This window comes from Streptomyces tubbatahanensis (assembly GCF_022699385.1).
GTDB lineage: Bacteria > Actinomycetota > Actinomycetes > Streptomycetales > Streptomycetaceae > Streptomyces > Streptomyces diacarni.
This window is the reverse complement of the sequence record NZ_CP093846.1, coordinates 6322411-6338759: the sequence shown is the minus strand read 5'-3', so window position 1 is coordinate 6338759 and position 16349 is coordinate 6322411. Positions and strand designations below refer to the sequence as shown.

The 16349-nt window shown below is 72.6% G+C and carries 14 protein-coding genes and 2 pseudogenes; 6 read left to right on the top strand and 10 right to left on the bottom strand.

The genetic code is table 11. The annotated features are described in order from the left end of the window. Nucleotides 1-99: 99 nt before the first annotated feature. From MMF93_RS27185 to MMF93_RS27170, 4 genes and pseudogenes are all read left to right on the top strand, one after another. Nucleotides 100-582 (top strand): annotated as a pseudogene (locus MMF93_RS27185) (MarR family winged helix-turn-helix transcriptional regulator); the annotation flags it as partial. 242 nt (nt 583-824) lie between these two features. Further along, entirely contained in the window at nt 825-2183 is a 1359-nt protein-coding gene (locus MMF93_RS27180) for an MFS transporter (RefSeq protein WP_242757804.1), read from the top strand. 44 nt (nt 2184-2227) lie between these two features. Next, nucleotides 2228-2788, top strand: coding sequence for an isochorismatase family protein (locus MMF93_RS27175; RefSeq protein ID WP_242755566.1), 561 nt, complete (start codon nt 2228-2230; stop codon nt 2786-2788). Between the two features lie 147 nt (nt 2789-2935). Then, the gene (locus MMF93_RS27170) at nt 2936-3430 is read left to right on the top strand and encodes a cupin domain-containing protein (protein ID WP_242757803.1); all 495 of its coding nucleotides are present in this window, start codon (nt 2936-2938) and stop codon (nt 3428-3430) included. A gap of 126 nt (nt 3431-3556) precedes the next feature. Here the strand turns inward: MMF93_RS27170 and ggt are convergent, their stop codons facing one another. Further along, entirely contained in the window at nt 3557-5551 is a 1995-nt protein-coding gene (gene ggt / locus MMF93_RS27165; protein WP_242755565.1) for a gamma-glutamyltransferase, read from the bottom strand. A gap of 153 nt (nt 5552-5704) precedes the next feature. Between ggt and MMF93_RS27160 the strand changes: the two genes are divergently transcribed. Further along, entirely contained in the window at nt 5705-6466 is a 762-nt protein-coding gene (locus tag MMF93_RS27160) for a hypothetical protein (protein ID WP_242755563.1), read from the top strand. Between the two features lie 19 nt (nt 6467-6485). Here the strand turns inward: MMF93_RS27160 and MMF93_RS27155 are convergent, their stop codons facing one another. The 5 genes from MMF93_RS27155 to MMF93_RS27135 form a co-directional block, all read right to left on the bottom strand. Then, nucleotides 6486-7427: an amino acid ABC transporter permease gene (locus tag MMF93_RS27155; RefSeq protein WP_242755561.1), complete on the bottom strand. Its 942-nt coding sequence runs from the start codon at nt 7425-7427 to the stop codon at nt 6486-6488. Continuing rightward, the gene (locus MMF93_RS27150; RefSeq protein WP_242755559.1) at nt 7424-8068 is read right to left on the bottom strand and encodes an amino acid ABC transporter permease; all 645 of its coding nucleotides are present in this window, start codon (nt 8066-8068) and stop codon (nt 7424-7426) included. The genes MMF93_RS27155 and MMF93_RS27150 overlap by 4 nt, the downstream gene beginning before the upstream one ends. 18 nt (nt 8069-8086) lie before the next feature. After that, the gene (locus MMF93_RS27145; RefSeq protein ID WP_242757802.1) at nt 8087-9010 is read right to left on the bottom strand and encodes a glutamate ABC transporter substrate-binding protein; all 924 of its coding nucleotides are present in this window, start codon (nt 9008-9010) and stop codon (nt 8087-8089) included. 82 nt (nt 9011-9092) lie between these two features. Further along, nucleotides 9093-9836: an amino acid ABC transporter ATP-binding protein gene (locus MMF93_RS27140; RefSeq protein WP_274709554.1), complete on the bottom strand. Its 744-nt coding sequence runs from the start codon at nt 9834-9836 to the stop codon at nt 9093-9095. A gap of 147 nt (nt 9837-9983) precedes the next feature. After that, nucleotides 9984-10427: a DUF6278 family protein gene (locus MMF93_RS27135; RefSeq protein ID WP_242755556.1), complete on the bottom strand. Its 444-nt coding sequence runs from the start codon at nt 10425-10427 to the stop codon at nt 9984-9986. A gap of 177 nt (nt 10428-10604) precedes the next feature. Here MMF93_RS27135 and MMF93_RS27130 point away from each other — a divergent pair, with 177 nt between their 5' ends. Then, nucleotides 10605-12446 (top strand): SGNH/GDSL hydrolase family protein, encoded by a 1842-nt coding sequence (locus MMF93_RS27130; protein ID WP_242755555.1) that lies wholly within the window; start codon nt 10605-10607, stop codon nt 12444-12446. An 81-nt stretch (nt 12447-12527) separates the two neighbouring features. Here the strand turns inward: MMF93_RS27130 and MMF93_RS27125 are convergent, their stop codons facing one another. From MMF93_RS27125 to MMF93_RS33430, 4 genes and pseudogenes are all read right to left on the bottom strand, one after another. After that, nucleotides 12528-13307: an exodeoxyribonuclease III gene (locus MMF93_RS27125; RefSeq protein ID WP_114022855.1), complete on the bottom strand. Its 780-nt coding sequence runs from the start codon at nt 13305-13307 to the stop codon at nt 12528-12530. 46 nt (nt 13308-13353) lie between these two features. Then, a complete protein-coding gene (locus MMF93_RS27120) occupies nt 13354-14031 on the bottom strand; it encodes an MBL fold metallo-hydrolase (RefSeq protein ID WP_181860963.1) in 678 nt (225 codons plus the stop codon). Between the two features lie 5 nt (nt 14032-14036). Further along, complete coding sequence (pcaDC, locus tag MMF93_RS27115) at nt 14037-15335, bottom strand: bifunctional 3-oxoadipate enol-lactonase/4-carboxymuconolactone decarboxylase PcaDC (RefSeq protein ID WP_114022854.1); 1299 nt, start codon at nt 15333-15335, stop codon at nt 14037-14039. Between the two features lie 450 nt (nt 15336-15785). Then, nucleotides 15786-15923, bottom strand: a pseudogene (locus tag MMF93_RS33430) (Arm DNA-binding domain-containing protein); the annotation flags it as partial. Nucleotides 15924-16349: the final 426 nt, after the last annotated feature.

Here is a 16349-nt window from a genome sequence, read left to right as displayed (position 1 = left end):
CCAGCGGACGTCCGCGGACCTCCGCCCGACGGCGTGCGGAGCGCAGCGCGTCGACAGGGAAACTTGCAAGTTTCCCTGTCGAAATCGTAGGCTCGACGTATGCCGCACAAGGACAGCGGACGCGCCCGTAAGCCCGCGAAGACCGCGGAGCGCACAGAGCCCGCAGAGACCGCAGAGCTGGCCGCCGAGGTGGCAGCCGCCGTCGGGGCGCTCGGCAGGCACCTGCGGGCCGCCTCCCCCGCGGGAGAGCTGACCCCGACCCAGCGCTCCGTACTGGGCCGGATACTGCGCACGGGCCCCACCACCATCGCCGCGCTCGCCCGCGCCGAACTGGTGCGCCCGCAGTCCATGCGGGTCACCGTCGGCGCGCTGGAGGAGCGAGGCATCCTCGCACGCAGCCCCCACCCGACGGACGGCCGCCAGGTGGTCTTCGCCCTGACCCCCGAGGGAGCGCGCACGCTCGACGCCGTACGCCGGGCCAAGCACGACTGGCTCTCCGAGGCCCTCGCCACCCGGCTGGATGGCGCCGAGCGCGGCACACTCGCCGCGGCGGCCGTCCTGCTGCGCAGGCTCGTCGCGGAGAACGGCCCCGCCGTCGGGGAACACGACTCCGCCGACATCGGGGAGGACTCCGGGGCGGAAGACGACGCCCGCGCGGGAGACGACTCGGGCGCGCGGGACACGCGGTGAGCGACCCGGCGGCAGGGGGCGGGGAGCGAGGCCGTACGGGCAAGGTGCTCGACCGGAGCGCCCCGGCGGCCGGCGCCGGGCACACCGGGCCCGAGCCAACCGGACACGAGCCCGCCGGACCCACCGGTCCCCCGGTGCACGGCGGCGGCTTCGGCGCCCGCCTGATGACCCCGCTGCTGCTGGGCTCCCTCCTCAACCCCGTCAACTCGACGATGATCGCCACCGCGCTGGTGGTGATCGGCCGCGGCTTCGGTGTCGGCTCCGCCGACACCGCCTGGCTGGTGGCCTCCCTCTACCTCGCCAGCGCCGTCGCCCAGCCGGCCATGGGCAAGCTCGCCGACGCGCTCGGACCCCGCCGCGTCTTCCTCGCCGGCCTCGTGATCGTCACCGCGGCCGGTGCGGTGGGTGCGGCGGCGCCCGCGTTCGGCTGGCTGATCGTCTCCCGCGTGCTGCTGGGCGTCGGCACGTCGGCCGCGTACCCGTGCGCCATGGCGCTGTTGCGGACCGAGGCCGTGCGGCTGGGCACCCACGTGCCGCGCCCCGTTCTCGCGCGGCTGTCCCTGGCCGGGCTCGGCAGCGCCGCCGTCGGCCCCGTCCTGGGCGGGCTGCTGGCGGCGACGGCGGGGTGGCGGGCGATCTTCGCCGTCAACATACCGGTGGCCCTCGCCGGGCTGGGCCTGGCGCTGCTGTGGCTCCCCAGGGACCCGCCGCGCGCCGCCCGCGCACCCGGACGGCCGCGCACCGGCATCGACGCGCTGGGCGTCCTGCTCTTCGCCGGCGTCCTGACCACGGTGATGCTCTTCCTGATGGAGCTCGGCCACCCGCGCTGGCCGCTGCTGGCGCCTTTCGCGCTGCTGGCGTGCGCGTTCGTGTGGTGGCAACTGCGCACCCCCGCCCCGTTCCTCGACCTGCGCGTGCTGGCGCGGCACCGAGCGCTGGTGCTCACCTACCTGCGGCACGGACTCACGTACCTGGTCATCTACTGCGTGATGTACGGCTACGCGCAGTGGCTGGAGGAGTCGCACGGCTTCTCCTCGTTCGACTCCGGCCTGATCATGCTGCCGATGTCGCTGGCCGCCGCCGTCTGCGCGCTGCTCGGCGCCCGGACGAAGGACCTCCGCGGCCCCCTCGTCCTCGCCGCCGTGCTGCTGCTCGCCGGAGCGGGAACGCTCGCTCTGGCGCACGGCAGCACGCCCTTGGCCGCGCTGCTGCTGGCCTCCGTCCTGTGCGGGCTGCCGCAGGGCCTGGCCGGCACGAGCAACCAGGCCGCCGTCGCCCGCCAGGCGCCCGCCGACGGGGTGGGCGCGGCCGCCGGGCTCCAGCGCACCTCCCAATACCTGGGTGCCCTCACCGCGTCCAGCCTCATCGCTCTCTTCTACGGGCAGCGGGCCGACGACGCGGGTCTGCACCTGATAGCCGTGACGGCAGGGGTGCTCAGCGTCGTCGTGCTCGCGCTCACCGTCACCGACCGTGCCCTGCGCGGCCGTTCGTAACCCCACCGACCCCGCATGTCCACCCCGTACCGAGGAGCACACCCATGGCCCTGACCCTGGACCCCCGCACCGCGCTCGTCCTCATCGACCTTCAGAAGGGCATCACCGGCATGCCGACCGCGCCCCACCCTGCGGACGAGGTCGTCCGGCGCGGTGCCCGCCTGGCGGCCGAGTTCCGGCGGCGCGGGCTGCCCGTCGTCCTCGTCACCGTCCAGGGCGGCGCACCGGGCCGCACGGCCGCCGCCCTGGGCGGGCGCGGCGAACGCCCCGCCGACCACGCCGACCTGCGTCCCGAGCTCGACCCGCAGCCCACCGACATCCGCGTCACCAAGCAGAACTGGGGCGCCTTCTACGGCACCTCCCTCGACCTGGAGCTGCGGCGGCGCGGAGTCACCCAGATCGTCCTGGGCGGCATCGCCACCCGCTTCGGCGTCGAGTCCACCGCGCGCTCCGCGCACGAGCACGGCTACCACGTGACCGTCGTCGAGGACGCCTGCACCGACATGGACACCGACGGGCACCGGGCCTCCGTCGACGGCGTCTTCCCCCGGTTGGGCGAGACCGGATCCGCCGACGAGGTCGTGGCCGCACTCGCCGCCGCCTGACCCGTCCCGCCCCGCCACCGGCCGGGGCCGGGCCGCCGCGCCCAGGCGGGCCTGACACGCCCAGGCGGCCGGGTCCGGCCCGGCTGGTGGAGAATGCCTGACGTACGGGCGGTGTCCCGCCGCAACGCCGCGCCCACGGAGGTCCGCATGTCGCTGATCGTGCCCGAGTTCGACGACACGGTCGTCGTCCGCGCCGCCGAGGCCGAGGTGCTGGGGCAGGCGCCCTCGACCGTCGCCCTGCTGGCCGACGCCGACCAGACCGGCGGCGCGCTCTCCACCCAGCGCGTCACCCTCTTCGACGGCGCGAGCGGTGCCACCCCGCACCGGCACACCCGGTCCGCCGAGATGTTCTACGTGCTCGACGGCGCCGCCCAGGTGCTGTCCGGGGACCAGGTCCTGATCGCCGAACGCGGGGACCTGGTCGTCGTGCCCCCGCACACGGCGCACGCGTTCGCCGCCGCGCCCGGGCACAACGCCGACCTGCTGATCGTCCTGGCGCCCGGCGTCGCGCGCTTCGACTACTTCCGGCACCTGGCCCGCGTCGCCGGCGGCGAACTCCCGCCGGAGAGCCTGCTGGAGATCCAGGAGAGGTACGACAACCACTTCCTGCACAGCGCGGCCTGGGACAGCGCCCGCAGCTGAGGGCGGTTGTACGTGGCGGCGGCGGAGACCGACGCACTGGTGCTCGGCTTCCTCGCGTGAGGCAGGCCGGGCGCGGCCCTCGCGGAGCCGCGCCCGGCGCCGCCGGCGTGGGCGGCCGCCCGCCGGTCAGCCGTGCGTCGGGTGGACGACCCTCGCCGAGCCGCCACCCCTGCGCTCGGTCTCGGCCGCCGCGCGCCAGCGCCCTGAGGGGAGACGCTGCACGCCGGTGGCCGCACCGATCTCGGCCGTCTCCTTGAACGAGTGGCCCAGCTTCTCCAGTTGGCGCCGCGCCGTGCTGTCCATCAGCGCGGGCTCGGCCTCCGTCTGCTCGGCGTTGCGCTGGCTGGCGCGCGGCGCGGCGATCGCGTCGACCAGCGGCATGCCGCGGTCGAGATGGTTGGTGAGTGTCTGCAGCACCGTGGTGATGATGGTCGCGCCACCGGGCGACCCCAGCGCCAGAACCGGCTTGCCGTGCTTCAGTACGATCGTCGGCGACATCGAGGAGCGGGGCCGCTTGCCGGGGCCTGGCAGGTTCGGGTCGTACACGCCGGGGGTGGCCGGCGTGAAGGAGAAGTCCGTCAGCTCGTTGTTCAGCAGGAAGCCGCGTCCCGGCACGGCCATGCCGCTGCCACCGGTCTGCTCGATGGTCAGCGTGTAGGCCGCGACGTTGCCCCACTTGTCGGAGACCGTGAGGTGCGTGGTGCTCTCGCCCTCGTAGGTGGTGGGCGCCGCCTGGTCCGCGTCACCGCGGTCGCAGGCGCGCGGGTGCCGCGGATCGCCCGGCGCGACCGGGCTGTTCAGCACCTCGTCGTCGTCGATCAGGCACGCGCGGGAGTCCGCGAACCGCTGCGAGGTCAGGCCCCTGGTCGGCACGGACTCCTGGGTCGGGTCGCCCACCCAGCGGCCGCGGTCGGCGAACGCGATACGGCTCGCCTCCAGGTAGCGGTGCAGGTACTCCTTCTCGCTCATCGCGCCCAGGTCGCTTCGCTCCAGGATGTTCAGCGCCTCCGCGACGCTGGTACCGCCGGAGGAGGAGGGCGCCATCCCGTACACGTCGAGGCCCCGGTAGGCGGTGCGGGTCGGCTTCTGCGACCGCGTCTCGTATGCCGCCAGGTCCTTGGTCCGCAGGTCGCCGGGGCGCACCTCGCGGTCCGCACCCTCGGCCACCGCGGGCTCGCGCACGGTCCGCACGATGTCGCGCGCCAGCTTGCCGTGGTACAGCGCCCTGGTGCCCTTGCGGGCCAGCAGGTCGTAGGTGCGGGCCAGGTCCGGGTTCCTCAGCGTCGAGCCGACCTTCGGCAACTCGCCGCCGGGCAGGAACAGGTCCGCCGTCGCGGGGAAGTCACGGAAGCGGTTCTCGTTGTCGGCCGTCTGCTCGCGGAACGTCTCATCGACGGTGAAGCCCTCGCGGGCCAGCCTCGTCGCCGGCTGGAGTACCTTCGCCAACGACTGGGAGCCGTAAGCGTCCAGGGCCTTCTCCCAGGTCGCCGCCGTGCCCGGGGTGCCGACGCTCAGGCCGCTGGTGACGGCCTCGTCGAAGGGGATCGGCTTCCCGTCCTCGGTGAACAGCTTCTCGTCGGCGCTCAGCGGTGCCTTCTCGCGGCCGTCGATGGTGTGCACCTTGCGGGAGTGCGCGTCGTAGTACACGAAGTACCCGCCGCCGCCGACGCCCGCCGAGTACGGCTCCGTCACACCGAGCGCCGCCGCGGTCGCCACGGCCGCGTCCGCGGCCGTGCCACCCCGCTTGAGCACCTCGATGCCCGCGGCCGAGGCGTCCGCGTCGACGCTGGAGACGGCGCCCCCGTAGCCCGTGGCGACAGGACTCTTGGGGGGAGGGCCGGATCTTCCCTCACCCGTCGCGTCCGCGCCGCCCGCCGTGCCGGGGGCCGCGCCCGTCAGGCCCGCCACCACGGCGGCGACCGTCAGCACGCCGATCCCGCGCCGGGCGGCCTTCGCCTGTGGTCCGGCCGCTGTCCGTGCCCGCCTCCACCGCAGCGCACCGAAGCCCCGCAGGACACCGCCGTCGGACGTGCGTCCGCCGCGGCGGGACGCAGGCGGGCCCTGATGACGGGGCGGGGAGGGGGCGTTCGGCCGGCCGGCGGGGTCGGGAGAGGGCGTCATGGGAGGGGCCTCCTTTGCGCTGGCTCCGCGGGTGAGCGCGTGATCCGCGACAGCGTAATGCTCTTGACGCGCATGCGTCAGCACCTCGCGACGGCGCCCGTACGCGCTCACCCCCTCGGTCGGTGCGCCCGCGAGGGCCTACGCTGCCGCGTCATGGACGACAACGTGCGCGAGCTCGCGCTGGGACTGGTGGCGGCGGCGATCACCGCCGCGGCGGGGTGGTTCGCCCGCACCTCCGTCTGGCGGCGCAAACTCCACAGGCAGCAGCGCTTCTTCGGGCTGCCGGCGCACTCCGGGTGCCTGCTGGTGGTCAATCACGACCCGGCGACCGACGAGGCCGCCGTCGCGCGCAACGACGTGTTCGCGCTGCTGGAGCTGTCCGCGCTCGTCAAGGACTGCGGCGCGCGGATGGAGGTGGTGGCGCACGACGCGGCCCGCCGGGGGTTCGGGGAGCACACCGAGTTCTGCCTGGGCGGTCCGGGTTCCAACCAGCGCACGGCGGCGCACATGGAGATGCTGCTGCCCGGCGTGGCCGTGAACACGGACGCCGAACCGGGGCCTGACCGGGCCGCGTTCAGCGTGGGCGGCGAGCACTACCGGATGGAGAAGGGCAGCGTCGAGTACGTGCTGCTGGCCCGGCTCACCGGGGCCTCGTCCCCCGCCGGCCCGAGAGGAGAGCGCGGGGACGGTGAGGCGGTGCGGCCCGTCTTCCTGATATGCGGCCAGCGCTCCCTCACCAACCAGGCCGCCGCCCGCTACCTGGCACGGCACCAGGAGCGACTGGCCCGCAGGCACGGGCACGGGGGAGACTTCTGCCTGCTGCTGCGGGTGGTCAACTCCCGCGCCTACGGCCCCGACGTGGTGGAACTGGTGGCCGACGTGACGCGGGAGGCGACCGCCGCACCCACCCGCTGAGCCGCGCGCGGGGCGGCGGTCAGGGGCGGGCTCCCGGCATCGTGGACCCGGCCTCGGCGGGGGCGACGGGTACCGCCTCGTTCTTCACGTTGCGCCGCTCGCGGCGGGCGACCCAGTTGGCGAACCAGGACAGCAGCATGCACAGGCCGATGTAGAGCGCCGAGATGACGATGACGACGGGGATGAACGGCATGGTGTAGTCCATGTTGATGGCGATCAGCCGCCCGGCGTGCAAGAACTCCTCGTAGGTGATCAGGTACCCCAGCGAGGTGTCCTTGAGGGCGACGACGAGCTGGCTGATGATCGTCGGCAGCATGGCGCGCACGGCCTGCGGCACCAGGACGTGGACCATGACCTGGGTCTTGCGCAGGCCGAGCGCGTAGGCGGCCTCGCGCTGGCCCCGGTCGACGGACTGCACACCGGAGCGGAAGACCTCGGCGAGCACGGAGCCGTTGTAGAGGGTCAGCCCGGTCACCAGGGCGGGCAGCGCCTGGACCTGCAACGCGACGAAGACGAAGAAGATCATGACGAGCACCGGCATGGCCCGGAAGAACTCCACCAGCACGGTGCTCACCCAGCGCAGCGGCCGGTGGTCCGAGAGCCGTCCCGCGGCCAGCACGGCGCCCAGCGCCAGGGCGAGGACGGCGGCCATCGCGAAGGCCTTGAGGGTGTTGCCGAGGCCGCCGAGCAGCATCTCCTGTACGCCTTCGTAGGCGAAGGGGCGCCACTTGACGTGGGCGAACTGTCCTGTGTCGAGGAGGAGCCAGCAGATCCAGGCCAGCAGTGCGGCGAGCGCGAGCGAGGTCAGGAGACCGTAGAGCAGGTGGCGGGCGCGGGCGCGGGGCCCGGGGATGTCGTAGAGCGCGGAGGCCACGGCCTTCGGCGGGCGCTTGGCGCCGCGTCCGCGCAGCAGTGTGGCCAGCCCCGAGGGGGGCGGCGGGGCGGGCGGCGGCGTGGTCATCGGGCCACCCCCCAGCGCCGCTCCAGGGCGTGGAAGAGGCCGGAGATGGCGAGGGTGAGGATCAGGTATCCCAGCGCGATCCACACGAAGCTCCAGATGACGTTGTAGCCGTTCTCACTGAGCGTCTTGTAGGTGCTCAGCAGTTCGACGACGCTGAAGGAGCCCGCGATGGCGGAGTTCTTGGCCAGCGCGATGAGGGTGGAGCCGATCGGCGCGATGACGGTGCGGAACGCCTGGGGCAGCACGACGGTGCCGAGCGTCTGGCCGAAGGTCATGCCCAGGCTGCGGGCGGCCTCGCCCTGGCCGACGGGGACGGTGTTGATGCCGGAGCGCACCGCCTCGCAGATGAAGGAGGAGGTGTAGCAGCCCAGGGCGAGCACCGCGAACAGTTCGAAGGGCAGGGCCACCCCGAAGCGCGGCAGCCCCAGCAGCATGGCGAAGAACAGCAGGGTGAGCGGGGTGTTGCGCAGGACCGTCACCCAGGCGGTGCCCACGCCGCGCAGTGCCGCCACGGGCGCCACCCGGAACCCGGCCATCACGACGCCGACGGCGAGCGCCAGCAGCGAGGCGTAGACGGTCAGCCGCACGGTGCCCCAGAAGCCCTCACCGTAGAGGGCGAAGTTCTGTGTCAGTACGTCCATGGAGCCGCTTGGTTCCTCTCAGCTCGTCAGTCGGCGGTCGACGCGGGGCGGTGTCGGCGCGGGGGCGCCGGAGAGGCCGAGAGTGACGTCGTAGGCCCGCTTCCAGTCGCCGTTCTCCTCCCGCGCGACGAGGGCGTCGTCGAGGGCGCGGGCGAGCGCGTGGTCCTCGCGGGGCACGCCGATGCCGTAGGGCTCCTCGGAGAACGCCTTGCCGACGACCTTCAGGTGCTCGGGATCCTTGGCGGCGTAGCCGAGCAGGATCGTGTCGTCGGTGGTGACGGCGTCGACCTGGTCGTTGAGGAGGTTGTCGACGCAGATGGCGTAGCTGTCGTAGGCGACGGGCTTCGCGCGCGGGTAGTCGGACTGGATGCGCTGGAGCGGGGTGGAGCCGACGGCGGAGCAGATCTTCCTGCCCGCCATGTCCTGCGGCCCCTTGAGCTGCTTGTTGCCCTTGCGTACCAGCAGCCGCTGTCCCGCGATGTAGTACGGACCGGCGAAGCCGACGAGTTTCCTGCGCCCCTCGTTGATGGTGTAGGTGCCGACGTAGTAGTCGATCTGGCCGTTCTGGAGGGCGGTTTCGCGGTTGGCCGAGGCGATGGCCTTGTACTCGATCTGCCGGTCGGGGTCGAAGCCGAGAGAGGCGGCCATCATCTCGGCGATCTCGATGTCGAAGCCGGTGTACTCGCCGGTGGCCGGGTTCTTCTCGCCCATGCCCGGCTGGTCTTCCTTGACGCCGATGGTCAGGCGTCCGCGCTGGTGGGCGCGGGTCCAGGTGGGCGAGGAGGGGAGAGAGAAGTCCTCGGCGACCGCGTAGTGCGGCAGGGCGCCGGGCTGCGGGCCGCGGGCGGGCGGGCTGCCGGGGACGCCGCAGGCGGCGGCGAGCGCGACGAGGAGGGTGACGGCGCCGAGGGCGCGGCGCCGGCGCGGGCCGCGCCGCGACAGGGAGCGCGGGTGCGCGGGTGGGTGCGGGAGCGGGCCGCGGCGCCGGGGGACGGGGGTGTGCGCAGGCACGAGGGGCGGCCTCTCAGTGCTTGAGGATCTTGGAGAGGAAGTCCTTGGCGCGCTCGCTGCGCGGCGCGGTGAAGAACTCCTCCGGGGTGCGGTCCTCGACGATCTGTCCGTCGGCCATGAAGACCACGCGGTTGGCCGCCGAGCGGGCGAACCCCATCTCGTGGGTGACGACGACCATCGTCATCCCCTCCCTGGCCAGCTGCTGCATGACCTCCAGCACCTCGCTGATCATCTCCGGGTCGAGCGCGGACGTCGGCTCGTCGAACAGCAGTGCCTGCGGCTCCATGGCCAGGGCCCTGGCGATGGCCACCCGCTGCTGCTGCCCTCCGGAGAGCTGGGCCGGATACTTCTGCCCGTGTTCGAGGAGGCCGACGCGGTGCAGGAGTTCGCGGGCGCGGTGCTCGGCCTCGTCCTTCTTCCTGCCGCGCACCTTGACGGGGGCGAGCGCCACGTTGGCCAGCACGGTCTTGTGCGCGAAGAGGTTGAAGGACTGGAACACCATGCCGACTTCCGTGCGCAGCCTGGCCAGCTCCCTGCCCTCGGCGGGGAGCGGCCGGCCCGAAAGGGTGAGGGTGCCCGAGTCGACGGTCTCCAGGCGGTTGATGGTGCGGCACAGCGTGGACTTGCCCGAGCCGGAGGGGCCGATCACGACCACGACCTCGCCGCGGCCCACGGTGAGGTCGATGTCCTTGAGCACGTGCAGCGCGCCGTAGTGCTTGTTGACCCCACGCAGCTCGATGAGCGGTTCCAGCGGCAGCGTTTCCATAGGAAAGGGAAACTATCGGGCTGAATGGGTCACTACCGGGATGACACGCAGTAAGGGTTTACAACAGGAAGCGTGGCCTCTCCTCTCTCGCCTGTCGCGCTTCCGGACCCACCACCACAGGGCCCGGGCGGCGGCCGGTCAGTCCTCGCTGACCTCCGCGTACGCCTGGGAGAGCTCGGGCGAACCCGTCTCCGCCCAGGTGGCGCCCTCCGCGAGCACGTCGACCTCCCGTCCGGACGGGAGCCGCACCACGGGCTGCCCGTCGGGCCAGCGCACCCAGCGGGCGCCCGGCACCGAACGCACCATCACCGTTCCCAGGTAGAGCCCGGCGTCGGCGCCCAGCCAGGGCGTGACCTCCGGGTCCTCGCGCCAGTGCGGCAGCAGCTGGTCGAGAGCGGTCAACGACTCGACGGTGTCGTCGAGTTCGACCCCGGCGGCGCCCGCCTGTTCGCGCAGCAGTTCGCATTCGGACAGGAGCTGCGCCGCGCTCGTCTGGTCGCCCGACAACTCGTCGGTCACCGTCGCCGCCCCCTCGGCATCCGGGTGGGGCTTGCGCCAGTTGTCCAGAAAGGGGAAGTGCATGCCTGACAGCGTGGCATTCTCACGGCCCCGGGCACCATAGGCGCGCGGTGCGACGAGCCCACCCGGTTGGGCCGAAGGACACCTTGACGTCGCGTCAGGGCCTCCCTAACTTCACCCCGCCTCGGTCGAATCCGAAGTGCACACAACGCTGCTGGAGTTCCCACGAGAGGGCAACACGTGCGCAGACGTACCTGGATCAGATCCCTCACCGTCCTGCTCGCCGCCACGACCGCCACCGCACCCGCGCTGACCGCCACCGCCACCGCACAGACCCCCGCCGCGGCGAGCCGGGCCGCCGCCCCCGCCAAGCGGCCACTCCCCCTGGAGAAGCTCTACGACAACCGCGCCGTCAGCGACGACGCGGACCCCGGCGCCGCCGACTTCGACGGCGCGGGCCGCTCCCTGTCCGCACAGGACCTCAAGGCCACGGGATGGTCCCCCGGCACCCGGCTCGACCTGGACGCCGCGCGGCTGCGCTGGCCCGACCGCGCCCCGGGCCGCCCGGACAACGTACGCGCCGACGGCCAGCGGGTACGGGTCGACGGCAGCGGCACCGCGCTCTCCTTCCTGGTGGCCGCCACCTCGCCGCACGGCCCCGGCGACACCGTCAGCGGCGAAGGCACCCTCCACTACCGGGACGGCTCCCGCGGCCACTACACCCTCACCGCAGGCGACTGGCGCGGCGGCCCCCTCGCCACCAAAGCCGTCGCACTCCCCCACCTCAACACCCGGCAGGGCGACCAGGTGGGCGAGAAGGTGAGGATCTACGCCGTCACGGTGCCCCTCGAACGCGGCCGCACCCTCGCCTCCGTCACCCTGCCCAAGGACCCGGGCACCGACGCCGACCTGCACGTCTTCGACATCGCCCCCCGCCCGCAGAGCACCGGATGGACCGGCAGCTGGGCCGCCAGCACCGGCGGCTACACCGGGGTCGGGCCGTGGCAGGACCAGACGCTGCGGCTGGTCGTCCACACCTCGGCCGGCGGGCCGAAGGCCCGCATCAGGCTGGAGAACACCTTCGCGGCCCAGCCCGTACGCATCGGACACGCTTCTCTCGCCGTCCAGAAGGACGGCGCCACGGCGAAGGGCCGCCCGGTGCCGCTCACCTTCGACGGCGGACGAGCCGGCACCCGCATCCCCGCGGGCGCCCGCGCCGTCAGCGACCCCGTCGGATTCGACGTACCCCAGGACACGAACCTGCTGGTCAGCATCCATCTGCCAGAGCCGGTCAGCGCCGCGCCCGTGCACAGCGAGGCGCTCCAGCGGTCCTACCTGAGCGAAGGCGGCAGCGGAAACCGCACAGGCGACACGGCCGGCGGCGCCTTCACCCGCTCCCTGTCGATGTGGCCCTTCCTGACCGGCGTCGACGTCCAGGGCGGCCCCGGCTCGGTCGTCGCGCTCGGCGACTCCATCACCGACGGCGTCCGCTCCACGCAGGGCGCCAACCGGCGCTGGCCCGACGTGCTGGCCGGCCGGCTGCTCAACCAGAGCGACGTGCCGCGCCTCGGCGTCCTCAACCACGGCATCTCCGCCAACCGCGTCGCCAGCGACCGCTACCCGGGCGACGGCATCAGCACCGACACGGCCGGGGTGAGCGCCCAGCACCGGCTGGAGCGGGACGTCCTCGCCCAGACGAACGCGCGCACCGTCGTCCTGTTCGAAGGCATCAACGACGTGCGGTGGGGCGCCAGCGCCGAGGAGGTCATCGCGGGCATGCGGGCCATCGCCGCACGCGCCCGCGCGCAGGGGCTGCGGGTCGTCGGCGCCACCATCACGCCCTGCGAGGGCTACAAGGACTGCACGGCTGAGGTCGACGCGCGGCGCCAGAAGGTGAACGCCTTCGTGCGGGAGAGCGGCGGCTCCTTCGACGCCGTGCTCGACTTCGACAAGGTCGTCAGGGACCCGGAGCATCCCGCGCGGATGGCCCCCGCGTACGACTCGGGGGACCATCTGCACCCCGGCGACGCGGGGCTGAAGGCTCTCGGCGAGTCGGTGGACCTGCGGGCCCTCACCGGGTGAGGACCCGCCCCTCCCCCGGGGCCCCGCCTCCGTGCCAGGAGGCGGGACCCGGCGGGAGGGGCGACGGGGGGCCGGAGCGCCCTACAGGTCGAGGTCGACCACCACGGGCGCGTGGTCCGAGGCGCCCTTGCCCTTGCGCGCCTCACGGTCCACGTACGCGTCGGAGACGCCGGTCACGAACGCCTCGTTTCCGTACACCAGGTCGATCCGCATGCCGCGGTTCTTGGGGAAGCACAGCTGCCGGTAGTCCCAGTACGTGAACGGAACGTCGTACTTGAGGGGCCGCGGGTAGACGTCCGAGACCCCCGCGGCCTCCAGCGCGGCGAGCGCCTCGCGCTCACGTGAGGTCACGTGGGTGGAGGCCTCGAACTGGGTGATGTCGTGCACGTCCGCGTCGGTCGGCGCGATGTTGAAGTCGCCGAGGACCGCGAAGGGCGTCGACGCGGAGGCGAACTTCTCGGCGGTGTCCCGCAGCGCCGCGAGCCACTGGAGCTTGTACTCGTAGTGGGGGTGGCCGATCTCACGCCCGTTGGGCACGTAGAGGGACCACACCCGCACGCCGCCGCAGGTGGCGGCCGCGGCACGGGCCTCGACGGTGCCCTCCCACTCGGGCGCGCCGGGCAGGCCGAGAGCCGGGTCCTCGATGCCGACGCGGGAGAGGACCGCGACCCCGTTCCACCGGCCCTGGGCGCTGACGACCGACTCGTACCCGAGCGCGCGCAGCTCCTGCTGCGGGAAGGCGTCGTCGGACACCTTGAGCTCTTGCAGGCAGAGCACGTCGGGCTGAGCCGTCTCCAGCCACTGGGTGAGGCGCGGCAGGCGGGCTGTTATCGAATTGACGTTCCAGGTGGCGATACGCATGCAGACTCCGTCGGGGCTACGGGGGTGGTCCCCCGGAGCATGCAGGCTACCGCGCCAGTGAGACACGCTCCCCCGGGTCGAGGTGGGCGTGGGCCGCGCCACCCGTTCCCGGCCCGCCCGCGCCCAGCATCCGGCCGAAGAGTCCGAGGCCGTTGTCGTTGAGGAGCCCGTCGTGGATGTCGTAGACCTGCGTCGGGCCCACGGCGCGCACGTAGTCCAGGACCTCGGAGTACTTGTTCCAGGGGGCGTGCACCGGCAGCAGCAGCGTGTGCACGGGGCGCGCCGGAACGGTCAGCGCGTCGCCGGGATGGAAGACCAGGCCGTCCACGACGAAGCCGACGTTGGTGATGCGCGGGATGTCGGGGTGGATGACGGCGTGCAGCTCGCCGTGGACCTCGATCCGGAAGCCCGCGGCCTCGAAGGTGTCCCCGTGGCCCACGACGTGGACGCGCCCGGGGAAGGCACCGGAGATCTGGTCGGCGACGCTGCGCAGCGTCCAGATCTCGGCCTCCGGGTTGTCCTCCATGGCGGCCCGCAGCCGCAGCTCGTCGAAGTGGTCGGGGTGCTCGTGGGTGACCAGCAGCACGTCGGCGCCGAGTGCGGCTTCCTGCTCGCTGAAGCCGCCCGGGTCGATGACGAGGGTGCGCCCCTCCTTGTGCAGGCGGACGCAGGCGTGGCCCTGCTTGGTGAGTCCCAGCGGTGCGTCGTTCGTGTCGAATCCCATGGGGCTCATTCTGCTTCGACGGGAGCGCCCGCGTCCCTGCGATCCTCCGGCGTGGTCTCCTCCCGGATGACCCGCTGTGCCACGGCGAAGGCCGAGTTGGCCGCGGGCACACCGCAGTAGACGGCCGTCTGGAGGAGCACTTCCTTGATCTCGTCGGGCGTCAGCCCGTTGCGCAGCGCGGCACGGGTGTGGAAGCCGAGCTCGTCGAGGTGGCCGCGGGCCACCAGCGCGGTGAGGGTGATCACCGAGCGGGTACGGCGGTCGATGCCGGTACGCGTCCACACCTCGCCCCAGGCGTAGCGGGTCACGAAGTGCTGGAAGTCGTCCGTGAAGGCGTCGGAGCCCTCCGTCGCGTGGTCGACGTGCGCGTCGCCGAGCACCTCGCGGCGGACCTTCATGCCCGCGTCGTAGGCGTCGGTGCGCGCCGCGGCGGCCTGCGCGGACTCCAGCTCGGCCACGGCCGACGCCTGCGGCGGCACGGGCGTGATCACGGGAGCGGGAGCGGGCGGACCCGCCGCCGACTCCTGCCAGGTGGTGGTGAAGTGCCGGATGAGCAGGTCGGTGACGGCACCGGGCTGCTCGACGGGCGTCAGATGGGAGGCGCCCGGCACGATGGCCAGCCGCGCGTCCGGGATGCCGGCGACCAGCGCCCGGGCCTCGGCGGGCGGGGTGACCTGGTCGTCGGCCCCCGCGACGACCAGCGTGCCCACGCCTATCCGGTCCAGGGACGCCTTCGCGTCGAAGGAGGCCAGCGCCTCACACGCGGCGATGTAGCAGCCGGGATCGGTGGTGCGCACCATCTGGACGGCCCACTCGACGATCGCGGGCTGCGCGGCGGCGAAGGTGGAGGTGAACCAGTGTTCCGGCGTCGTGCGGGCGATCGGGTCGAGCCCGTTGGTGCGGATGACGACGCCGCGCTGGCGCCAGCTGTCGGGGGTGGCGAAGCGCGGCGAGGAAGAGATCAGTGCCAGCGAGGTGACCCGCTGGGGCGCGCGCAGGGCGAGCTGCACGCCGATGGCACCGCCGAGCGCGCAGCCCGCGTAGCCGAACCGTTCGATGCCCAGCGTGTCGAGAGTGGCCAGCAGCCGCTCGGCGAAGGCGTCGGCCGAGTCGGCCGAGTAGGCCGGCGAGCCGCCGTGCCCCGGCAGGTCGAAGCGGAGCACCCGCCAGTGCCGGGTGAGTTCCGGAATCTGCCGGTCCCACATGTGCCAGGTGGTGCCCAGTGCCGGGCCGAGGACAAGCAGGGGGGCGTGTTCCGGCCCTTCAAGGCGGTGTTGCAGGGTCTTGGCGGTCGTGTCGCTCACCCGCTCACGCTCCCATATCTCGCACAGTCTCCTGCCAGAGGGGTCTCGTCCTCCACGAGTCCACCTCAGGCTCCCGCCGCCGGTCGCAGATCCTCCACATCCGGCTTCACGTGTCGCCTCGTCGTCACCCTGACGCCCGTGCGGCCTGCCGGCTGGGCGAGGACGCGCACCGCCACGCCCTCGCGGGCGAGCCGGGCCGGGCACGCGGTTCGGGCATCGTACAGGCGTACACGGCGGAGGCCGTTTCGCGGCATGACCGGGCACGCGCGGCACGACCAGGCACGCGCGGCACGACCGGGCACGCGCGGCACGGCCGGGCACGCGCGGCGCACGAGGTGCCGGCCGTTCAACACGACGCCGAGTTCGTCTGCAAGCACGTAGCCGTGAAGGCGTATGCCTCACCAGCCGCGAGGCGATCCTCCTCCTGGGCTGCACGAACGTGCCTTCGTGGCGACGGTGAGTGATACGCGCATACTCAGCCTTCGCTTCCTTCAAGGTGTCGAACGTGCGGGTCAACTGCTTGCGCTTCCCGGTAGCGGGATCGACCCCCACATCCACTATGAACCGGTAGCGGATCTGCCCCTTCACGTTTGGCGGGAGCTTCTTGATCGGAGCTGACAGGGCTCTTCACTCCCCTTCATGGTTGAAGTTCCGCCGGCCATCGAAGATTCGCTAGAAAGTGCCGTTGCCTACCATGCGCGATGCAACTCCACCGCCGGTTCCCAGTTTCGTAGGCGAGGGTACGGCAGCCTAGGAAGTGACCCCACTGCACTGGATTCTCACCCAAGAGGCCCGTAGCGCGCACAAGCTGGCGGCCGACGAGAGTGCCCTGCAGTGAAATTGGTCGTGCATTGTTGAGGTCTTCAGCGCGTTCGACATGCAGGGAGCAGAGCTCGTCATCCCGATGAAACGGCGGCGCGTAGGCAGAAGGGGCTCCTCATGAGCAACTGGTGGGCCGCTTATCGGCCCCGTACCTCCAGGGTGTTGTACGTTTGCATGGCCTTGAAGGAGATT

What these genes read in the sequence shown, in the direction of transcription:
- MMF93_RS27175 (WP_242755566.1), top strand. Translation starts at nt 2,228, where the DNA reads ATGGCCCTGACCCTGGACCCCCGCACCGCGCTCGTCCTCATCGACCTT.
- MMF93_RS27170 (WP_242757803.1), top strand. Translation starts at nt 2,936, where the DNA reads ATGTCGCTGATCGTGCCCGAGTTCGACGACACGGTCGTCGTCCGCGCC.
- MMF93_RS27150 (WP_242755559.1), bottom strand. Translation starts at nt 8,068, where the DNA reads ATGGACGTACTGACACAGAACTTCGCCCTCTACGGTGAGGGCTTCTGG.
- ggt (WP_242755565.1), bottom strand. Translation starts at nt 5,551, where the DNA reads ATGACGCCCTCTCCCGACCCCGCCGGCCGGCCGAACGCCCCCTCCCCG.
- MMF93_RS27135 (WP_242755556.1), bottom strand. Translation starts at nt 10,427, where the DNA reads ATGCACTTCCCCTTTCTGGACAACTGGCGCAAGCCCCACCCGGATGCC.
- MMF93_RS27120 (WP_181860963.1), bottom strand. Translation starts at nt 14,031, where the DNA reads ATGGGATTCGACACGAACGACGCACCGCTGGGACTCACCAAGCAGGGC.
- MMF93_RS27155 (WP_242755561.1), bottom strand. Translation starts at nt 7,427, where the DNA reads ATGACCACGCCGCCGCCCGCCCCGCCGCCCCCCTCGGGGCTGGCCACA.
- MMF93_RS27125 (WP_114022855.1), bottom strand. Translation starts at nt 13,307, where the DNA reads ATGCGTATCGCCACCTGGAACGTCAATTCGATAACAGCCCGCCTGCCG.
- MMF93_RS27160 (WP_242755563.1), top strand. Translation starts at nt 5,705, where the DNA reads ATGGACGACAACGTGCGCGAGCTCGCGCTGGGACTGGTGGCGGCGGCG.